Origin of the sequence: Chitinophaga sp. W2I13, assembly GCF_050434005.1 — a bacterium.
Lineage (GTDB): Bacteria > Bacteroidota > Bacteroidia > Chitinophagales > Chitinophagaceae > Chitinophaga.
This window is the reverse complement of the sequence record NZ_JBNPWD010000001.1, coordinates 6,464,196-6,481,641: the sequence shown is the minus strand read 5'-3', so window position 1 is coordinate 6,481,641 and position 17,446 is coordinate 6,464,196. Positions and strand designations below refer to the sequence as shown.

Genomic DNA, 17,446 nt, shown 5'->3' with positions numbered 1-17,446 from the left:
GGTTATTTTATTTCGTAGGTGTTATCCCGTTTGTTGATGTCTGCGGTCCAGGTGCTTCCCAATGTTACTTTTTTAATTTTTTTGAGAGATGAAAAGGGAAGCAATGTTGTTTTGTTACCCTTCTCCCACACCGCGATACTCCGGTGTAACTTCATAGTGCTGTTGTCGTCAAAAAAGAGGGTAACATCAACCGGAACCGGTTTATTTCCGATGGAAGTGATTTCAATCGTTCCTTGTTTTCCTTTTTGCGTTACCCGTGTGATACCCAGGTCGGGGAAGCCATTGTCGAAGAACCAGCTTTTCCAGAACCAGTCCATATTCCTGCCGGCGCCAGTGTTCATACAGTAGAAGAAGTCGTATGGCTGGGGGTGTTTACCATTCCACTGCGACATATAATAATGCAGCGCTTTCAGGAAAAGGGTATCCCCCAGCATGTCTTTTATGTAGAGATAACCCAGGGCTGGTTTAGGATAGGAATTGGTCATATAGGCATCTGTAGTTTGATTGGAGGGCGTCATGATGGGCAGGTCCGCCTCTTTGCCCGCGATGAAGTTATAGGGCGACATGCCGTAGTCATCCACGATGGAGCTGTCGATCAATGGAGAGATGATCCATTCGCCGATCGTGGCCCATCCTTCATCCATCCAGGCGTATTGTGTTTCATTGGTGCCCATGTAGAAGGGAAAGAGCGTATGAAAAATTTCATGGTCAGTTAACTCGATGGTCTGGGCTTTGTCGGCCAGCGGGTTATCGTTTACCATCATGGGGTATTCCATCTGGTCCAGTCCGTCGAACACCGTTTCGTGCGAATACGGGAACGGCCACTTAGGAAAGTGGTGGCTTATCTTATCCACGGTGGCGCGGGCGTAATGTATCACATCAAAGAAATCCGCATGCTGTGGGTTAAAGGCTACATCCACACGGGTGCGTCTTTTGGTGGTAGCGTCTACTTCCACGCTGGTGGCGTTCCAGCAATAGTGGTTGCTGACGGCGAAAGCAAAGTCGGTGACATTGGCTGCCTCATACTGCCAGGTATTGGCGCCGCGCTGCCGGGTGATGTTCCCCTCCCGCACATCGTTGCTGTCGATCACCGCGATGATGTCGTTACTCTTTTCAGCAGCAGCGATGCGTTGCGCATATTTATCGTTGTATACGGCTGCGGTATTTTTGAGGTCGCCGGTCGCCCATACTTCGTAGTTGCCGGGCACCGTAATGGCTACACGAAAATCGCTGAAGTCGTTATAGAACTCCTGCGTACCCATGTAAGGGATCTGGTCCCACCCGTTGATATCGTCGTATACCGCAATACGCGGAAAGAAGTAGGCGATGAAACTGGCGCCGGAGTCCACGGCGCCGGTTCTGATGTGTGTATTTTCGTTCAGGGTATAGGAAAAGTCGAGATCAAACTGCACCGACTGCCCTGGGTAAAGATCCGTGATATACACCGGCATATTGGTGCCGCGGATGATAGCCGGTACCGGCTTCGCTTCACCATTTACCTTCATATTCTTTATTACAACGCCGTTGGTCAGGTCTTCCGGGGAAACCGCCATATTTCTCACGGTTCCTTTCTGGAAGAGATTGGGAAACAGTTTGAAGTTAATGACCTTTAAGGTATCCGGGCTGTTGTTGGTACAGCGGATCTGTTCCGAGCCGGAAATGCCGTTTGTTGCCGGGTCAAAGGCCACCTTAATATCGTACCCCGCTTTGTTCTGCCAGTACCTGGCGCCCGGGGCGCCGCTATAGCTGCGGGTTTGATTGTCATATGCCTTATTGATGGTCAGGGGCATATATAAAGGGGTTTGGGCGGTTGCCTGCTGAAATGCTGCCAGCAGCAGCCATAAAATACCATATTTCCTCATAAGTGATATAAAAGCGGTGGCTTCAAAAGTAGGGAATAACCCGGAAACGGCATGGCAGAAAGAAGCGCTATGGGATATGAGTGGTATCTACCGGCGCTTTAAGAGAATCGGCAGGGATACGTAAACTGTCAGCTGCGTTGGTATGCAGGCTGTCGGTGGCTGAATTCGTACTGTCTTTACCGTTGGCTCCTTTCCCGGGCAGCGGGATAGTAGGTGCAGTATTGCGGCGTTTGGGGGAGTAAGACGTTGCAGTGCCCTGCTTCTGCATATCGTTCATTGTTTTTTTATCAAAGAGATACTTAGGGTGTTTCTCCGGCCGGAGCCCCCGGTCAAACTGGGCCTCCGCTCCCACTGCGGGCGCCTGATACACCTTCTGCGAAGAATGACAGGCCCATAAACAGATACCGGCAGCCAATACGAGGTATTTCATACAAATGAAAATAAGAATGAATACAGGCAAAGGGGGACATCTTCTAAACGATAAAGCCGGGTTGTTTATTATCAGCAGGGAACGCTTTACCGGCAGCGATGCATTTTGAAATGTAACATCGCTGTATTAAATTTAGCATAAATTCACTGGTTGTCACCCCCTTATTCTAATATTTTATATCTTTAACCGCTATTTCAATCCCGATGAAAACCCTCCTTCACGGAGAGTCACGGCTACATTCGTTATTATAACAAAGCACTATGAAAGTATCAACAACCAGCTTCCCAAGCGTTTTTGAAACCGCATTCGGAAACACAGAAAATTCAAGTAAGGATCTTCTCAACGGATTAAAAATTAAAAAGGATGAAGCCTGGTACCTGGTAGGCAACCTGGCAAAACGAGGTGGGATCAATCCCGGCAGAGTTACCAATGCGTCGCCCACAGAAGAGGATTATGAAATACTGTTTAAAGCTGCTTTGCTGAACACCATTGATAAAGTACAACAACCCATTGCCCTTACTGTAGGGTTCCCCTTCTCTACTTACAATATTTACAAAAACGCTGCGGAACAGTTTTTAAGTAAACGGCATTTCCTGATTGACTACGATACGCAAACTTACAATACCAAAGGTTCTTTTAAGAAGGCCATGTTCGATATTGAGAAGTATGAAGTGATCCCTGAAATCGTAGGTGGTATCATAGGATTGAAGAAAAGTATCAATGAACCCCAGCTCGACAACTTCATTGCCATCAGTTTTGGGTTTGGTACTATTGAAGGCGGCATGGCCACCGGCGACGGATTGGTTCACCGTACCTGCTTCAGTTCCCATGGTATCCGTTATGCCATTAACAACCTTACCCGTGAGCTGAACCAGAAACACTATCTGGAAATGAAAAACGAACACCAGGTGGATGATGCTTTCATGAAGGGTTCTATTTTCACCAACCGCAAGCGGATCGATCTGCGTGATATGCGTAAAGGTGTGCTCACACAGTATTACAGGGAAGTGGTTTCGCCGCTGATGCGCAGTTATTTTACGGATCTGGATTTTGAAACCTGTGAAAAGATTTACCTGATGGGCGGCGGCGCTTACTATCGTGAACTCACAGATGCCTTTGTAGAAGAATTCCGTGACTTTATTCCGGTAGAAGTTGCTCCTGAACCTGAAAAGCTCATGAGTATCGGTTATCTTTATAATTCATTGAGAATTTCAGATAATAAACCTCAAAGAAGCGTGGGGCTTGACCTGGGTAATTCCAGTTCTATTGTGTCTACTTTTGAAGATGTAACACAGCATACTCCTGCTACACCTAATCCCATCACCCTCTAATTTATACTTGTGATCAATGTCAGACATATTTTCCGAAATATAATTGTTCCCGGAGCCTTTCGTATTCCTGCAACAGTGTCCGTGAATGGTAGTATAGATGCTTCAGTTTCCGGCCGGATTGATGGGAATGTAAGAGGCGATGTAAAAACCAGTGGTAAGCTGGTGGTTAGTGAAACAGCGAGCATCCGTGGGCATATATATGCTGCCGACCTGGTGGTGCATGGGAAAGTGTATGGCGATGTATATATCACCAACAAAGCCCATATCAGCAATAAAGCGCTGGTAAAAGGCGATGTGAATGCGATGGTGCTGGAAATAGAAGAAGGAGCTGTGGTGGAAGGCGCTATCCGTAAAAACGTGCAGCCCGTTCTGAAAACCGATCTTAGTCACACCCCGGTAGCTGAAGAAATCAAAGTGTCGGCTGCGGTGGATGCTGAAACCGGTGGCCAGGAAGAAGAAGAAAAGAACACCAGCTGGTTCTGATAAGTATCACTGCCAATATTATACCTCGTTCAGGCGGTTGTTTCCATTGATGGCAACAACCGCTTTTTATTTCCGCCTGCGCAGGCATTAAGGATATCGCTTCTTTTTCAGGGGATCGAGCAATTGGGTAAGACCGTTCATTTTTATTACCAGCATCGTTTCGAGGAGCATTCCCAGCTTACCTTTCGGGAAGCCCTTCCGCTGGAACCACTCCAGGTAACTCACCGGCAGGTCACAAAGCACCACATCTTTATACTTTCCAAACGGCATTTTCATCACTACCAGCTGTTGCAACATTTCCGGATCGGGTGCTGACATCTCCATAAAAAACTGATTTATAATTAAGTCGGCAAATTAAAATTATAAATTCATTTTCCCGCGCTTCTTCGTAATTTGTAATATCTCAAAAGTCATCATGCATGAAAACTTCCCTGATACTGTTACTGGCGCTTTCTTTTGCAGGATGTGTACAACCCGGAGCCAAGATCAGCCTGGCCAATTCCAATACCCTTATTGTAAAGGATCTCTTTGAGGCTTTCAATGAACACGACTGGAAAAAGCTGGCAGCCTGTTATAAGGATACCGCCACTTTCCTTGATCCATCCTTTGGACCGGATCCCGTGCAACGCACCCGCGAACAAACCGCCCAAAAATACAAAGAATTGCAACAGCAATTCCCCGATATTCATGATGAAGTGGTGAATGTATATGGAGATAAAAATCATATTACCGTAGAATTCATTTCATCAGCCACCGGCCCTGATGGCAAAAAGTGGCGACTGCCCATCTGCACCGTATTCACCATAGATGATGGGAAAATTGAAAAAGACTATACTTATTACGACAACAGTCACTGATCATCTTTTCAATAACCCTCCATTTTCCAGCGCATCAGACACCTGGGTAGCAAAGGCTTTGGCAAATGACTCGAGGCTATTCGGATTATAGGTTTCCGACTGACCCGACCATACCAGCTTTCCGTCCTGTTTCAGGTCATACAGGTTACTTTCCAGGAAATATCTTTTATCGGTGGTGTAATAGCCCGGAGCATACACCGAGCCGTACATATAGCCATAATATCCCCAGAAGCGGCCATACCAGCCGTATGCAGGATAAGGAGCATAGGAAACGGTGCCTGGCACATATCTCGTTTGGGATTCCTTATTAACCAATGAGGTGGTTAATACGGCGGTGTACCCTGCATCCTGCATTTTCTGCGTAGCAGCGCTTTTATCTTTTTCTGTTAGCGGATTGAATTTAGGAGGAAACAGGTCCAGTCCTTTCCCGGCTACAGCACCCCGTTTCTGAAGGGCTGCCGCCATCTGGGTTTCCACCACCTGCTGCGCTCCCACATTGGAAGTAAGTGAGGCCACCAGTATATTATGATACCCTTCTGCAGGGGCTTCCGGGGCTTTCCAGGTTCCTGTCATATGCACGGTGGTACCACACGCGCCCCATAATAGCACTATGCCCACCAGCATGGATTTGATAATTGCTTTCATAAAATTTGTTTTATGTATCTACAGGCTTCATTAGAACAACAAGACACCCAATAAAAAGTTTAGCTCAAAAAATGACAATCCTCTTTTAACAATCGGCTGTCTGTAAGTGTAATAAGATGTACATTTATATGCCAGCTACCATGAATATGAACGCAAATAGTAAACGGGGATTAACGACGCTGTTGATGGTGGACGATGATCAGGACGACCAGGAGTTTTTTAAACTGGCGCTTGGCACCATCAGGGACGAAATCACCCTTACCACCGCCGGTAACGGCCAGGAAGCGTTTGACCTGCTCCGCAACGGTGCATTTACGCCGGACCTTATATTCGTGGATATGAATATGCCATTAATGAATGGCTTTGCTTTCCTTGAAAAAATAAAAGCTACTCCTTACCTGAAGGATATCCCGGTGATCATGTTTTCCACCAGTGATGAAAAGCATGAAATAGCCAAAGCAAAATCGCTGGGTGCAGCGGATTTTGTTACCAAACCAGCGCGGTTCAATGAGCTGTGCCGGCTGCTGCAGGAAAAGCTGAATTCCTACACAAAGGTATAAACGCTTAATCTTCTATGCGTTCCGCACAGGCAACCCTGTAAAACTCATATCCTTTTTCCGAACGGCCGGGTAAGTAATGTTTCCGGTATTCGCTGGCGCCGAGGTCTTCCAGCAGGCGAAAGTTATATTGGCGAAGGTATGCGGGTAATGCTGCCGGTTCAAAACCAAATGTCCATCGTTCTTCCAGCTCTGCTACGTCTTTGAGCAGTTTTTCGCCACCATAAAATGCCGAAGGGTTATCCAGTACGGCCTGGTGTACATAGGTAAAAATAACCCTGGAACCGGGTTCGAACCGCTGCAGGAACGCAAAGGTGCTGTCGATCGCTTCCTTGTTCAGGTAATTGGTTACGCCCTCCCAGATAATGGCGGTAGGCACCGTAAAATCAAAGTTATTCAGTGCGCTCAGCTGGTCGAGGCTTTGCCGGTTAAAATCTATCTGGTAATAGTATACTTTGGCTGGCAGTTTATGTGCGCGTAATTTTGCCAGCTTATAGGCGGCCGTATTGGGATGATCGATTTCCACCACTTTCAGCTGGCGCAGAAAAGGAAGCCGCAGTCCGCGTGTATCAAAACCAGCGCCTAGAATATACACCTGCTGGGCGCCGTTATCCACCGCCTGCAGCAGGAGGTCGTCGATATACTTTGTGCGGGCGATGCCGGAGGATAAGGCGCCGGGGATCTTCTTCCGGATAATCCATTCGGCGAAAGAACGCCAGCCTGGTATCCGGCAAAGCCACACGCCCATTTTCAGCCTGCTGTCCAGGAACCAGGATGCGAATTTATCGGTGAACAACCGCTGGTCCCGCGAGCGGGTGGTTTCCAGCGCCCGGAATAGGGCCATATATTGCGCGGTTCTACTCGTGACGTCTTCCTTCATGGATAGTGTTTTATGAACTCCTCCATTAATTTAATCAAAAAAAGCGAATATCGTTTTGCTCCTGCCCGGGCCGTGAATTTATTGAGGATCAGCACCGGGATAATTTTTGCGATTATTTCAAAAAAATACCTATTTTTAGAAAATATTCTAAATCGCATCACCAAAATGAGTCAACCATTAAATATTGACAAATTAGACTTACAGATCATTTCGGAAATGTCCACTGACGCCGGTATCTCCTATGCAGAGTTGGGTAAGAAGCTCTTTGTGTCCGGCGGCACTATCCACGTCCGCATCAAGAAACTGCATGAAATGGGTGTGATCAAAGGCACCCGTTTACAGGTTAACCTGCGTGCTATCGGGTATGATGTACTGGCGTTTATTGGTATTTACCTGGAGAAAAGTTCATTGTATGAAAACGTTGCTAAGCAGCTGTTAAAAATTCCGCAGATCGTGAGACTGAACTATACCACCGGTTCTTACAGCATGTTTGCAGAAATCATTTGCAAAGACAGCGGGGAGCTGCGTAAAATATTGCAGGACGATCTGCAGCATATAAAGGGAATAGAAAGAACGGAAACGATTATTTCACTGGAAGAGAGTTTCTCAAGACCGATTAACGTGAGTGAGGTAGTGTAAGTATAAAACGCTTTATTTTATGAACGCTGCTTTATAGGCAGCGTTTTTTTTATGTCTTTCGTTAACGGATAAACGAAAAGCGGGCAGGGCTTCCATACCCCGCCGGCACTACCATTTACAGTTTACGCGCGTCGCGGGTACCGGCATACAGCTCGTATTCCAGCAGGCGGCAATCGATCGTACTGTTGTAAAACTCTATCCTGCGTTTGGCTTTAAGACCTATCTTCTTAGCCAGTTCCAGGTTCCCGGTGAACACGTATCCAAAGTAACCACCGCATTGCTGCTTCATAAAATCACCGATACGGCCATATGTTTCCTCCAGCGCTTCAATTTCTCCAAGGCGCAATCCGTATTCGGGATTCATGTATACTACGCCGGCAGCGCCTTCCGGCACTTCTGTGCTGGCGAAATCGCATACGCGGAATTCAATCATATCTTCCACACCGGCAGCCTTTGCATTTTTACGGGCGTTTACAATCGCCATTTCACTCAGATCGGTAGCGATAATGCGCAGCTCCGGTACTTCCACGATCTGTTTTTCCAGCAGTCCTCTTTCATCGAGGTACACATTTTCATCAAAGCCACGGAGGTGCATAAAGGCATAGTTATCGCGGAAAAGACCGGGACGGCTGTTGGTAGCGATTAATGCGGCTTCAATGGCAACGGTGCCGGAACCACACATCGGGTTGATGAAAGGCGCTTTACGGTCCCAGCGGGAAGCCAGGATGGTAGATGCCGCCAATGCTTCCAGCATCGGAGCGCGGCCAGGTATTTTACGGTATCCATGCCGTGCGAGCGAGTCGCCGGTAGTATCTACAAATATTTCAGCATTTTCATTTTTCCAGAACAGGTGGATTACTGCACCGGTAAGCTCCGCACCAGTGGATGGACGCTTGCCTGTTTTTTCCCGCATACGGTCCACTACTGCATCCTTTACCCTTAAGTTGGCAAACATGCTGTTGTTGATCGTTTCATTCTGCACATTGCTGGTGATGGAGAAGTAACCATCTTCCGGAAGGATCGTTTCCCAGGGATAGGATTTCAGCTGATTGTATATTTCGTCGCCGTCGATTGCTTCAAATTGTTTCAGGCTGTACAGCACCTGGCTGCCGCAACGCAGGTTCAGGTTAAGGCGGATACACTCATTGAGAGAGGCATTCAACCGCACACCGGTAACGAATGTTTCGTCTACAGTAAAACCCAGATCTTTTACTTCCTGCTCCAGGTAAGGTGTCAGGCGTTTGTTACAGGTGATGGTAACGGTTCCCTTTGTTGTATATAATGACATAAGGCGGCAAATTTACCAATCTTTATGATAATCCCCGTGCATTCCTTATTTTAACAACTTAAACATACCTCAGCACCTATGCGTTTTTATCTTTCTTTGTTATTGCCGGCAGTCCTGTATTTCCCGGCCAAAGCACAAACCAAAGCATTGCCTGTGCGTAATGAGCTCATTATGCCGGTGCCGGTTACGCCATCCAGTCATGCGTCTACCATTGCGGCGTTGTCTTCCGGGGATTTGCTCAGCGCCTGGTTTGGCGGCGATGAGGAAGGAAGTAAAAATGTGGAGATCTGGTCGTCGCGCTTTACCGCCGGCAAATGGCAGGCGCCCGTAAAGCTGGCAGATGGTATTATTAACGACACGCTTCGCTATCCCTGCTGGAACCCGGTACTGTTCCGTACCCGGGCCGGTTTACTTTGCCTGTTTTATAAAGTGGGTCCAAATCCACGGGAGTGGTGGGGCATGGCCCGCTACAGCAGTGACGACGGTAGCAGTTGGTCATCTCCCGAAAAACTACCGGAGGGCATGTTAGGCCCTATTAAAAACAAATGTATACAACTCCCGGATGGACGGCTGCTGCACCCTTCCAGCACAGAAAGTGTAAAGGGCAACCACTGGGTATCGCATATGGAAATCAGCGACAGCACGGGACATCAATGGCAAAAGGTGGTTATAGATTGCAACACGTTCGGCGTTATTCAGCCGACTATACTTACCCACCGCGATGGACGGCTCCAGTTGCTGTTCCGCAGCCGGCAGCATGTAATTGCCACGAGCTGGTCGAACGACCAGGGCGCCAGCTGGACACCCGTTACCGCACTGAAACTGCCCAATCCCAATTCCGGCATTGATGCGGTAACCCTTCCGAACGGCGCGATGGCGTTGGTATATAACCCTACGAAAGGCGGAAGGGACTGGTCTGACGGCCGCAATGAGCTGCGGCTGGCCATTTCAAAAGACGGTATTACCTGGAAAGATGTGTATCAGCTGGAGAAACGTGCAGGCGGCGAATACAGCTATCCAGCCATTATCGCCACCGCAGATGGTTTGGTGCATATCACGTATACCGACGACCGGAAAAATATCCGCGCGGTAACATTACAACTGAAATAAGCTTAGTTCCATATTTCATTGGCAGCGGTAAGGATCACCGGTTCGCGGTCAGTAACCACGATGGTGTGTTCGTGCTGCGCTACAAAACCGCCTTTGTTTCCAACCAGTGTCCAGCCATCGTTACTTTGATTGGCAAAGGATGAAACGGTGGAGATAAAGGTTTCTATCGCTACTACGGAATTGTTTTTAAAACGGGTGCGGTTAAAACGGACATAACAGTTGAGGATATCATCCGGTGATTCATGGAGGCTTCTGCCAACGCCATGTCCGGCGAGGTTGCGGATCACGGTGTAGCCAGATTTCCTTGCTTCTGTTTCTATCAGTTTGCCTACGTCTGCCACCCGTGTGCCACCTTTGATATACTGGATGGCTTTATAAAGAATAGCCTTTGATGCGCTTACCAGTGCCTGGTGCTGATGAATATCTTCGCCGAGCACAAATGAACCGCCATTGTCTGACCAGTAGCCATTCAGCTCCGCAGATACATCGATGTTTACCAGGTCGCCTTCCTGCAGTATTTTTTTGTCGGATGGAATGCCATGTGCAATTTCATTGTTCACGCTGATACAGGTCCAGCCCGGGAAGCCATAGGTCAGCTTCGGCGCCGATTTAGCACCTAATGCATTTAATATCTCTCCTCCATATTCATCTATTTCTTTGGCGGTCATACCCGGCCTGGCATAATTCCTCATTTCCTTCAGCGTAACGGCTACTGCTTCACTCACTCTTTTCATGCCATCGAGTTCTGCTTCTGTAGTGATAGACATAATGATTATTTTTTCAAAAATACTGATAAAAAAACAAAGCCCGCACAACGGGCGGGCTTCGTCAGATTGTTTTTAACAATTACATGAGGATGCCCCACTCTTCATCCCGTTCAGGATAATCTTTAAAACGCTCAGTGCCTCCCCTGTCTTTCCAGTCGGAATCTATCACCAGCTTGGAACTGATACCACCCCTGGGATTGCAGATGAGCGTGATACGCAGGCGATCAGCTTCATACACTTCCATCATATGATCATAAATGATATTGATGAGTCGCTCGTACGATACAATGATATCACGCAAATGATATACATAAAGTTTCAGCGACTTCAGTTCTATGATCTTATTTTTTGGATAAAAAGTGATGTAGAGCTTCGCAAAATCGGGTTGCTCCTGTACGCCGAGGAAAGTGAACTCCGGCACCTTTATCTTCATCTCATATTTTTCCTTTGAAGGATTTGGTAATCCTTTCAGGATTGTTTTATCAATGTGTTGATAGAGCTTTTTAGACATATAGGTTTGTAATTATTGGCGTGCTGCAAAGTAATATTTCTCCAGATCAATTCACCTGACATCTTCACAAGATAACATTTATTGGATATACTTTACAGGCACTTCATCCGTAAGCCACACACCGTTATCGGAGACGTAGAACAGTATGCCGTCTCTATGCATATCGCCGCTGCGGATGGTGAGGATATGCGGTACCCCTCTCCTGCTGCCTACTTTCTCTGCGGTGGCCCTGTCGTTGGTAAGATGTACATGCTGCCGGCTCATTTTCTGTAACCCGGTTGTACGTATCTGTTCCAAAAACCTTGCTACGGTGCCATGGTAAAGAAATTCCGGCGGTGTGGCTGGTGGCAGGTTCAGCGATACTTCCAGGGAATGTCCCTGGTTGGCACGGATCATTGTTTTGCTTTCATTGAAAGAAAAACGTTGCTTGTCATTTTCCGCCACAACGCTTTCCAGTTCTTCCATCGTGAAATGATGACCGTTTGCTTTGCATTGCTGCAGGAGCGTGTTCACATTTGCCCAGCCGTGGGCATCGAGCGTAAGTTGTATGGTATCCGGACTATGCCGGAGAATAAAGCTCAGTAGTTTACTGATAGATTTGTTGTTCATGTTATTTAAGTTGGTCCCGTACTACCATGAGCGCGTAACCGAGCAGGTTATGACCGCGCCATTGCAGGGGATTTTCCACATGTTCATTGGAGGCAGCCATACCAATGCCCCATATACGGTCCATTGGGCTGGCTTCTACCAGGATACGTTCATGTGTATTGAGTAAAAAAGTTTTTAATGCCGGGTGTTGTGAAAATTTATGATGATTTCCATTCACGACCAGGTCAAATTTATGTGCGTCCCAGGTAGCGGCGTCGAAGCTCTTCACTTGTCGGCCCAGCTTTTTAGCTTCATCCGGTGTGTTCACCAGCAGGATCCGCTGCAGGGTTACATCATCGTTGAACAACCTGGCTTTACCCGCCATCATCCAGTGTTCTGCCGTTTTATAGGTGATGCCATCCACTGTGAAAGGCGCGTGCCACCACTGACTGAAACAGCTTTGGGTAACGCTGCCATCCGCAGATGGGCGATGTCCCCAGAAGAATAAGAATTTTATTTTTTCTTTGGCCTGATACTTTGCGATCAGCCAGTTGTTATCGTACTTCATGATGAGCGAATTTGTTTTAGTATTTCACCGGGGCGCAGGAATGTTGGCGGGGTTAACAGTTCCATTGCACAAGTGCAGGGTATAAATTTTGTTTACGTCATTATGACGCAAAGTAAAGGAATATTTTTTTAACGTGTATATTTTTTTTTTCGGGAGATGGGAAACGGGGTGGTGGAATGTGATGGAGAGAACTGGGCGAAGGTGTTAAAAAGTAGATTCGTTACTCTTCCTCAAAATAAATTTGGATTTTAATTGTACACAATCTAATTTTACACAATAAATATAAAATACTCATGGAAAAAATCGAAAAATTATACACGGCACACGCTACCGCCACCGGCGGAAGAAACGGACATGTAACCTCATCAGACGGCGTACTGGACCTGGAAGTAAGAATGCCAAAGGAACTCGGCGGCAGCGGCGGTGCGTATACCAACCCTGAACAACTGTTTGCAGCAGGCTATGCTGCGTGTTTCGACAGCGCCCTCAACCTGGTGATCAGGACCCAGAAGGTAACCGCGGGCACCACACAGGTAAATGCAGAAGTTAGCCTTGGCAAGAACAATAACGGCGGTTATGGGTTATCAGTAAAGCTACTGGTAGCGATTCCGGATGTGGAACCAAAACTGGCACAGGAACTGCTGGAAAAAGCCCATCACGTATGTCCTTACTCAAATGCTACCCGTGGTAATATTGAAGTAGAATTAGCATTGATCTAAACTCCATCTCATGAAAGTATTAATCGTACTGACATCCCACAGCGAACTGGGTAATACCGGCCATAAAACCGGTTTCTGGGTAGAAGAATTTGCTGCCCCCTATTATGTGCTGGCGGATGCAGGAGCTGAAGTTACACTGGCTTCCCCAAAAGGCGGACAACCGCCTATTGATCCGAAAAGTGAGCTGCCCGAATTCCAGACGGAAGCTACCACCCGCTTCAAACGCGATGAGGCGTTACAGCAAAAGCTCGCTGCTACCCTTAAGCTAAACGAAGCAGATGCATCCGACTATGATGCAGTATTCTATCCCGGCGGCCACGGCCCCATGTGGGATCTTCACAATGATCTCAGCTCCATTGCACTGATTGAAACATTCTACCGTCAGCATAAACCTGTTGCATTTGTATGCCACGCTCCTGCTGCCCTGCTCAAAGTAAAGGACCAGGATGGTGCGCCATTGGTGAAAGGAAAAGAAGTAACGGGTTTCAGTAATACGGAAGAAGAAGCGGTACAGCTAACCAACGTAGTGCCGTTCCTGTTAGAAGATGAGTTAAAGAAACTGGGAGGTATTTACAGCAAAGGTCAGGACTGGCACTCTTATGCGCTGAAGGACGGATTGCTCATCACCGGCCAGAATCCAGGCTCCTCTGAAGCCGTAGCCCGGATTTTAATGGAAACATTGGCGTAATTTTGTGTTGCTAAATAAGCTACTTTGAAACAACTGAAATTATCAAATCAACTTTGCTTCTCATTTTATGCCCTGTCAAGGCTGGTAACTTCACATTACCAGCCTTTGCTTGGCGCATTGGATCTCACTTATCCGCAGTACCTCGTTATGCTCGCGCTGTGGGAACATGATATCTTGTCTGTAAAAGCGCTGGGGCAGCAGCTGATGCTGGATTCCGGCACATTAACGCCCTTACTGAAACGGCTGGAAATAAAAAAACTTATCAAACGTGTACGCAGCAAGGAAGATGAACGTATCGTGAATATTCATTTAACCGCTGCCGGCCGGCAACTGCAACAGGAAGCAGCGGACATCCCTGAAAAGATCAGTTGCAGCATGGGTTTTACCACAGAAGAATACAACACCCTTAAACCGATGATCGACAACATTCTGAAAAGACACGCAGATGAATAGCCTGTTTATTTCACCGCCACCATATATCCTGGATCTTCAATAATATTTACTTCAATCACACCCGCTGCATCTTTCAGCAACTGCCGGCAATCCGGGCTCAGGTGCCGTAAATGCAGCGTTTTACCGGCCTGTTGATAGCGCGCTGTTAATTTATTCAAGGCTTCAATACCGCTCATATCTGCAATACGGCTGTCTTTAAAATCAATCACCACTTCCGCCGGGTCATTAATCACGTCAAATTTTTCATTAAACGCTGCCACCGATCCAAAAAACAAAGGGCCATAAATTTCATAGTGTTTAACGCCCTGTTCATCTGTATACTTCCGCGCACGGATGCGTTTGGCGCTTTCCCACGCAAACACCAGCGCTGAAATAATTACGCCTATCAGCACTGCCAGCGCCAGGTTGTGCAACCACACCGTAATTGCCGCCACCAGTATTCCCACAAAAATATCTGCCTTTGGCATTTTATTAATAATCCGGAAGCTGGCCCACTCAAAAGTAGAGATCGCCACCATCAACATCACACCGGTTAACGCCGCCATTGGCAAACGCTCAATCACCGGCGCGCCGAAAAGCACCACCGCCAGGATTGTCAACGATGCTATAATCCCCGACAGTCGTAGTTTTGCACCCGCAGAAAGATTTACAAATGTTTGTGCAATCATGGCGCAACCACCCATGCCAAAGAAAACCCCATTGAGCATATTGGCACTGCCCTGCGCCATCGCTTCCCGGTTGCTGTTCCCCCTCGTGCCGGTCATTTCATCCACCAGGTTTAAGGTCAGCAAACTCTCTGTAAGCCCCACTCCTGCCATGATCAACGCATAGGGAAATATTACCTGTAACGTATCAAAAGTAAAGGGTACCTGCGGGAAGTGGAATGGCGGGAAACCACCACTCACCGCGGCAATATCTTTCACCGTCCTGGTTGAAATGCCCAATGCCAGCACTACCGCAAACACTACAATAATTGCCACCAGGGAGGCGGGTATTTTTTTTGTTATTTTTGGAAAGAAAAGGACTACGGCGATAGTCAATGCTACCAGCCCGATCATGGTCCACAGCGGATTTCCACTCATCCATACCAGTTCCCCGCCCACCATCGTTTTAAATTGCCGGAACTGCGATATAAAAATGATCACTGCCAGTCCGTTCACAAATCCGTACATCACCGGCTGTGGCACCAGCCTGATAAATTTGCCCAGTTTAAATACGCCCACCAGCAACTGCAATCCACCTGCCAGCAGCACCGCCGCGAATACATATTCCAGTCCGTGCGACTGCATCAGCGCAATCAGCACCACCGCCGTAGCCCCTGCACCGCCGGATACCATGCCTGGCCTGCCGCCAAAAACAGCGGTGACCAATCCCATGATAAAAGCCGCGTACAACCCCACCAACGGCGGAAACCCCGCCAGTATGGCAAAGGACAGGGATTCGGGGATCATGGTCATGGCTACGGTGAGCCCGGCCAATATCTCCGATTTATAATCGGGCTGCTGCGAGAAATCAAATAAACCTGCAAAAGGCTTCATCAGAGAAAATTAAAGGTGTCCGGTTTAAAGAGGCGCAAAAATACGCATTAACCCGTAGCTTTCAGCTGTGTCCAATATATTAGGCACAGGCTATAATTTCTTCGGCTGAATTCTTATCTTTCTCTTCTATAGTTCTGTAAACCTTATTTAATTATTCCACGCTATGGAGAATTTCAACATTAACCGTCGCCGTTTCCTGAAGGGGGCCACGGCTTCGCTCGCGCTTTCTGCCATCGGCGCCAGTGCGCTTGATTTTATTAACCCGGCAAAACCTTTGCGGGTAGCGCTGATAGGCACAGGATGGTATGGTAAAAGCGATTTATTCCGGCTTATCCAGGTAGCGCCCGTAAAAGTAGTGGCGCTTTGCGATGTAGATAAAAATATGCTGCAAGCCGCTGCAGAGATGGTGCGCAAACGGCAGGCCTCCGGTGAAACACCGCGTCTGTATGCCGACTACCGTAAACTGTTATCCGAAAATGAACTCGACATCGTATTGATAGGCACCCCTGACCACTGGCATGCCCTGCAAACCATTGATGCACTCAAAGCCGGCGCCAATGTGTATGTACAAAAACCTATCAGCGTGGATGTAATAGAAGGTGAAGCCATGGTGGCCGCCGCCCGCAAATATAACCGGGTGGTGCAGGTGGGTACCCAGCGGAAAAGCACGCCACACCTTATTGATGCTAAAAAGAATATTGTTGATGCCGGGTTGCTCGGCAAAATATCGCATGTGGAAATGTGCTGCTACTATCACATGCGCAACAATGGCAATCCGCCCGTGCAGGCGGTGCCGGAATACTTCGACTATGAAATGTGGACCGGCCCCGCTCCCCTGCGGCCATACGACGGATTGCCTCATGTACGCTGGTGGCGCACCTTTATGGAATATGGCAATGGCATCATGGGCGATATGTGCGTGCATATGTTCGACACCGTGCGCTGGATGCTGCAACTCGGTTGGCCTAAACGCATCAGCTCCACCGGCGGGATCTACGTACAGAAAGAAGGCAAGTCGAATATATCAGATACCCAATCAGCGATTTTTGAATACGACGGACTAAACTGTGTGTGGCAACACCGCACCTGGGGAACAGCTGCTGATCCCAAATACCCCTGGTCTTTTAAATTGTATGGAGAGAAAGGTACCCTTGCCGCCAGCACTATGTCGTACGACTTTATCCCTGAAGGCAACGGCACTCCTATCCATAAAGATGTAGTATTTGAAAAGGAAAAGTACCCGGAAGACCTGACGGAACCCGCTATTGAACTGAATGCCGCGCCGGCCACCCGCCTGCATATGCTGGACTTCCTGGGCGCCATCAAAAATGGCAGCAGGCCGGTTGCTGATATAGAAGAAGGGCATATTTCCACCGCCAGCTGTATCCTCGCCAACATATCCATGCAAACAGGACGCCCTGTAGTTTATGATCCGCAAAAACGGATTATCACCGGCGATCCGGCGGCTACGGCCTTGTTAGAAAGACCGTACAGAAGCCCCTGGATACATCCGGTAGTGTAAATACATTCAG

General features: G+C 47.8%; 21 protein-coding genes. 10 read left to right on the top strand and 11 right to left on the bottom strand.

Annotation, left to right across the window (positions count from 1 at the left end; translation table 11 throughout):
- Positions 1-2 precede the first annotated feature (2 nt).
- Together QFZ48_RS26500 and QFZ48_RS26495 are read right to left on the bottom strand one after the other, a co-directional pair.
- The gene (locus tag QFZ48_RS26500; protein ID WP_429064568.1) at positions 3-1,862 is read right to left on the bottom strand and encodes a M1 family metallopeptidase; all 1,860 of its coding nucleotides are present in this window, start codon (positions 1,860-1,862) and stop codon (positions 3-5) included.
- Positions 1,863-1,929: 67 nt separating this feature from the next.
- Positions 1,930-2,292, bottom strand: a complete 363-nt coding sequence (locus QFZ48_RS26495; protein WP_429064566.1) for a hypothetical protein — start codon at positions 2,290-2,292, stop codon at positions 1,930-1,932.
- A gap of 260 nt (positions 2,293-2,552) precedes the next feature.
- On the opposite strand from QFZ48_RS26495, the gene QFZ48_RS26490 reads away from it, so the two are divergent.
- Together QFZ48_RS26490 and QFZ48_RS26485 are read left to right on the top strand one after the other, a co-directional pair.
- A complete protein-coding gene (locus QFZ48_RS26490) occupies positions 2,553-3,623 on the top strand; it encodes a hypothetical protein (protein WP_429048123.1) in 1,071 nt (356 codons plus the stop codon).
- Positions 3,624-3,632: 9 nt separating this feature from the next.
- On the top strand, positions 3,633-4,106 hold the full coding sequence (locus tag QFZ48_RS26485) for a bactofilin family protein (protein ID WP_429064564.1): 474 nt from the start codon (positions 3,633-3,635) through the stop codon (positions 4,104-4,106).
- Positions 4,107-4,193: 87 nt separating this feature from the next.
- Here the strand turns inward: QFZ48_RS26485 and QFZ48_RS26480 are convergent, their stop codons facing one another.
- Complete coding sequence (locus tag QFZ48_RS26480) at positions 4,194-4,430, bottom strand: DUF3820 family protein (protein ID WP_370910897.1); 237 nt, start codon at positions 4,428-4,430, stop codon at positions 4,194-4,196.
- 95 nt (positions 4,431-4,525) lie between these two features.
- Here QFZ48_RS26480 and QFZ48_RS26475 point away from each other — a divergent pair, with 95 nt between their 5' ends.
- Positions 4,526-4,963, top strand: coding sequence for a nuclear transport factor 2 family protein (locus tag QFZ48_RS26475; RefSeq protein WP_429064562.1), 438 nt, complete (start codon positions 4,526-4,528; stop codon positions 4,961-4,963).
- Here the strand turns inward: QFZ48_RS26475 and QFZ48_RS26470 are convergent, their stop codons facing one another.
- Positions 4,964-5,608 carry a hypothetical protein gene (locus QFZ48_RS26470; protein WP_429048126.1) on the bottom strand — a complete coding sequence of 215 codons (645 nt, stop codon included), beginning with the start codon at positions 5,606-5,608 and terminating at the stop codon, positions 4,964-4,966.
- Positions 5,609-5,748: 140 nt separating this feature from the next.
- Between QFZ48_RS26470 and QFZ48_RS26465 the strand changes: the two genes are divergently transcribed.
- Complete coding sequence (locus QFZ48_RS26465) at positions 5,749-6,168, top strand: response regulator (protein ID WP_370910895.1); 420 nt, start codon at positions 5,749-5,751, stop codon at positions 6,166-6,168.
- 4 nt (positions 6,169-6,172) lie between these two features.
- Here the strand turns inward: QFZ48_RS26465 and QFZ48_RS26460 are convergent, their stop codons facing one another.
- Complete coding sequence (locus QFZ48_RS26460; protein WP_429064560.1) at positions 6,173-7,045, bottom strand: class I SAM-dependent methyltransferase; 873 nt, start codon at positions 7,043-7,045, stop codon at positions 6,173-6,175.
- Between the two features lie 165 nt (positions 7,046-7,210).
- Between QFZ48_RS26460 and QFZ48_RS26455 the strand changes: the two genes are divergently transcribed.
- Positions 7,211-7,684 carry an Lrp/AsnC ligand binding domain-containing protein gene (locus QFZ48_RS26455; protein WP_079472010.1) on the top strand — a complete coding sequence of 158 codons (474 nt, stop codon included), beginning with the start codon at positions 7,211-7,213 and terminating at the stop codon, positions 7,682-7,684.
- A 115-nt stretch (positions 7,685-7,799) separates the two neighbouring features.
- Here QFZ48_RS26455 and QFZ48_RS26450 read toward each other — a convergent pair whose 3' ends face one another.
- Positions 7,800-8,972, bottom strand: coding sequence for a THUMP domain-containing class I SAM-dependent RNA methyltransferase (locus QFZ48_RS26450; RefSeq protein ID WP_429048130.1), 1,173 nt, complete (start codon positions 8,970-8,972; stop codon positions 7,800-7,802).
- Between the two features lie 78 nt (positions 8,973-9,050).
- Between QFZ48_RS26450 and QFZ48_RS26445 the strand changes: the two genes are divergently transcribed.
- On the top strand, positions 9,051-10,082 hold the full coding sequence (locus tag QFZ48_RS26445) for a sialidase family protein (protein ID WP_429064558.1): 1,032 nt from the start codon (positions 9,051-9,053) through the stop codon (positions 10,080-10,082).
- Positions 10,083-10,084: 2 nt separating this feature from the next.
- On the opposite strand, the gene map is transcribed toward QFZ48_RS26445, so the two are convergent.
- The 4 genes from map to QFZ48_RS26425 form a co-directional block, all read right to left on the bottom strand.
- On the bottom strand, positions 10,085-10,849 hold the full coding sequence (gene map, locus QFZ48_RS26440; RefSeq protein WP_429048132.1) for a type I methionyl aminopeptidase: 765 nt from the start codon (positions 10,847-10,849) through the stop codon (positions 10,085-10,087).
- 79 nt (positions 10,850-10,928) lie between these two features.
- On the bottom strand, positions 10,929-11,360 hold the full coding sequence (locus tag QFZ48_RS26435) for a preQ(1) synthase (protein ID WP_370910890.1): 432 nt from the start codon (positions 11,358-11,360) through the stop codon (positions 10,929-10,931).
- A 78-nt stretch (positions 11,361-11,438) separates the two neighbouring features.
- Complete coding sequence (locus tag QFZ48_RS26430) at positions 11,439-11,969, bottom strand: RNA 2'-phosphotransferase (RefSeq protein ID WP_429048133.1); 531 nt, start codon at positions 11,967-11,969, stop codon at positions 11,439-11,441.
- A 1-nt stretch (position 11,970) separates the two neighbouring features.
- Complete coding sequence (locus QFZ48_RS26425) at positions 11,971-12,516, bottom strand: NADAR family protein (RefSeq protein WP_429048135.1); 546 nt, start codon at positions 12,514-12,516, stop codon at positions 11,971-11,973.
- Positions 12,517-12,809: 293 nt separating this feature from the next.
- Here QFZ48_RS26425 and QFZ48_RS26420 point away from each other — a divergent pair, with 293 nt between their 5' ends.
- The 3 genes from QFZ48_RS26420 to QFZ48_RS26410 are packed head-to-tail and all read left to right on the top strand — an operon-like array spanning position 12,810 to position 14,376.
- Entirely contained in the window at positions 12,810-13,235 is a 426-nt protein-coding gene (locus QFZ48_RS26420) for an organic hydroperoxide resistance protein (protein WP_429048136.1), read from the top strand.
- A gap of 10 nt (positions 13,236-13,245) precedes the next feature.
- A complete protein-coding gene (locus tag QFZ48_RS26415) occupies positions 13,246-13,923 on the top strand; it encodes a type 1 glutamine amidotransferase domain-containing protein (RefSeq protein ID WP_429048137.1) in 678 nt (225 codons plus the stop codon).
- A 24-nt stretch (positions 13,924-13,947) separates the two neighbouring features.
- Positions 13,948-14,376: a MarR family winged helix-turn-helix transcriptional regulator gene (locus tag QFZ48_RS26410; RefSeq protein ID WP_429064556.1), complete on the top strand. Its 429-nt coding sequence runs from the start codon at positions 13,948-13,950 to the stop codon at positions 14,374-14,376.
- A 5-nt stretch (positions 14,377-14,381) separates the two neighbouring features.
- On the opposite strand, the gene QFZ48_RS26405 is transcribed toward QFZ48_RS26410, so the two are convergent.
- Positions 14,382-15,914: a SulP family inorganic anion transporter gene (locus QFZ48_RS26405; RefSeq protein ID WP_370910884.1), complete on the bottom strand. Its 1,533-nt coding sequence runs from the start codon at positions 15,912-15,914 to the stop codon at positions 14,382-14,384.
- A 163-nt stretch (positions 15,915-16,077) separates the two neighbouring features.
- Here QFZ48_RS26405 and QFZ48_RS26400 point away from each other — a divergent pair, with 163 nt between their 5' ends.
- On the top strand, positions 16,078-17,436 hold the full coding sequence (locus tag QFZ48_RS26400; protein ID WP_429048141.1) for a Gfo/Idh/MocA family oxidoreductase: 1,359 nt from the start codon (positions 16,078-16,080) through the stop codon (positions 17,434-17,436).
- Positions 17,437-17,446: the final 10 nt, after the last annotated feature.

Bases quoted from the DNA above. Each gene is read 5' to 3' on its own strand.
- QFZ48_RS26500 (WP_429064568.1), bottom strand. From the start codon at position 1,862: ATGAGGAAATATGGTATTTTATGGCTGCTGCTGGCAGCATTTCAGCAG.
- QFZ48_RS26495 (WP_429064566.1), bottom strand. From the start codon at position 2,292: ATGAAATACCTCGTATTGGCTGCCGGTATCTGTTTATGGGCCTGTCAT.
- QFZ48_RS26490 (WP_429048123.1), top strand. From the start codon at position 2,553: ATGAAAGTATCAACAACCAGCTTCCCAAGCGTTTTTGAAACCGCATTC.
- QFZ48_RS26480 (WP_370910897.1), bottom strand. From the start codon at position 4,430: ATGGAGATGTCAGCACCCGATCCGGAAATGTTGCAACAGCTGGTAGTG.
- QFZ48_RS26475 (WP_429064562.1), top strand. From the start codon at position 4,526: ATGAAAACTTCCCTGATACTGTTACTGGCGCTTTCTTTTGCAGGATGT.
- QFZ48_RS26470 (WP_429048126.1), bottom strand. From the start codon at position 5,608: ATGAAAGCAATTATCAAATCCATGCTGGTGGGCATAGTGCTATTATGG.
- QFZ48_RS26465 (WP_370910895.1), top strand. From the start codon at position 5,749: ATGAATATGAACGCAAATAGTAAACGGGGATTAACGACGCTGTTGATG.
- QFZ48_RS26460 (WP_429064560.1), bottom strand. From the start codon at position 7,045: ATGAAGGAAGACGTCACGAGTAGAACCGCGCAATATATGGCCCTATTC.
- QFZ48_RS26455 (WP_079472010.1), top strand. From the start codon at position 7,211: ATGAGTCAACCATTAAATATTGACAAATTAGACTTACAGATCATTTCG.
- QFZ48_RS26450 (WP_429048130.1), bottom strand. From the start codon at position 8,972: ATGTCATTATATACAACAAAGGGAACCGTTACCATCACCTGTAACAAA.
- QFZ48_RS26445 (WP_429064558.1), top strand. From the start codon at position 9,051: ATGCGTTTTTATCTTTCTTTGTTATTGCCGGCAGTCCTGTATTTCCCG.
- map (WP_429048132.1), bottom strand. From the start codon at position 10,849: ATGTCTATCACTACAGAAGCAGAACTCGATGGCATGAAAAGAGTGAGT.
- QFZ48_RS26435 (WP_370910890.1), bottom strand. From the start codon at position 11,360: ATGTCTAAAAAGCTCTATCAACACATTGATAAAACAATCCTGAAAGGA.
- QFZ48_RS26430 (WP_429048133.1), bottom strand. From the start codon at position 11,969: ATGAACAACAAATCTATCAGTAAACTACTGAGCTTTATTCTCCGGCAT.
- QFZ48_RS26425 (WP_429048135.1), bottom strand. From the start codon at position 12,516: ATGAAGTACGATAACAACTGGCTGATCGCAAAGTATCAGGCCAAAGAA.
- QFZ48_RS26420 (WP_429048136.1), top strand. From the start codon at position 12,810: ATGGAAAAAATCGAAAAATTATACACGGCACACGCTACCGCCACCGGC.
- QFZ48_RS26415 (WP_429048137.1), top strand. From the start codon at position 13,246: ATGAAAGTATTAATCGTACTGACATCCCACAGCGAACTGGGTAATACC.
- QFZ48_RS26405 (WP_370910884.1), bottom strand. From the start codon at position 15,914: ATGAAGCCTTTTGCAGGTTTATTTGATTTCTCGCAGCAGCCCGATTAT.
- QFZ48_RS26400 (WP_429048141.1), top strand. From the start codon at position 16,078: ATGGAGAATTTCAACATTAACCGTCGCCGTTTCCTGAAGGGGGCCACG.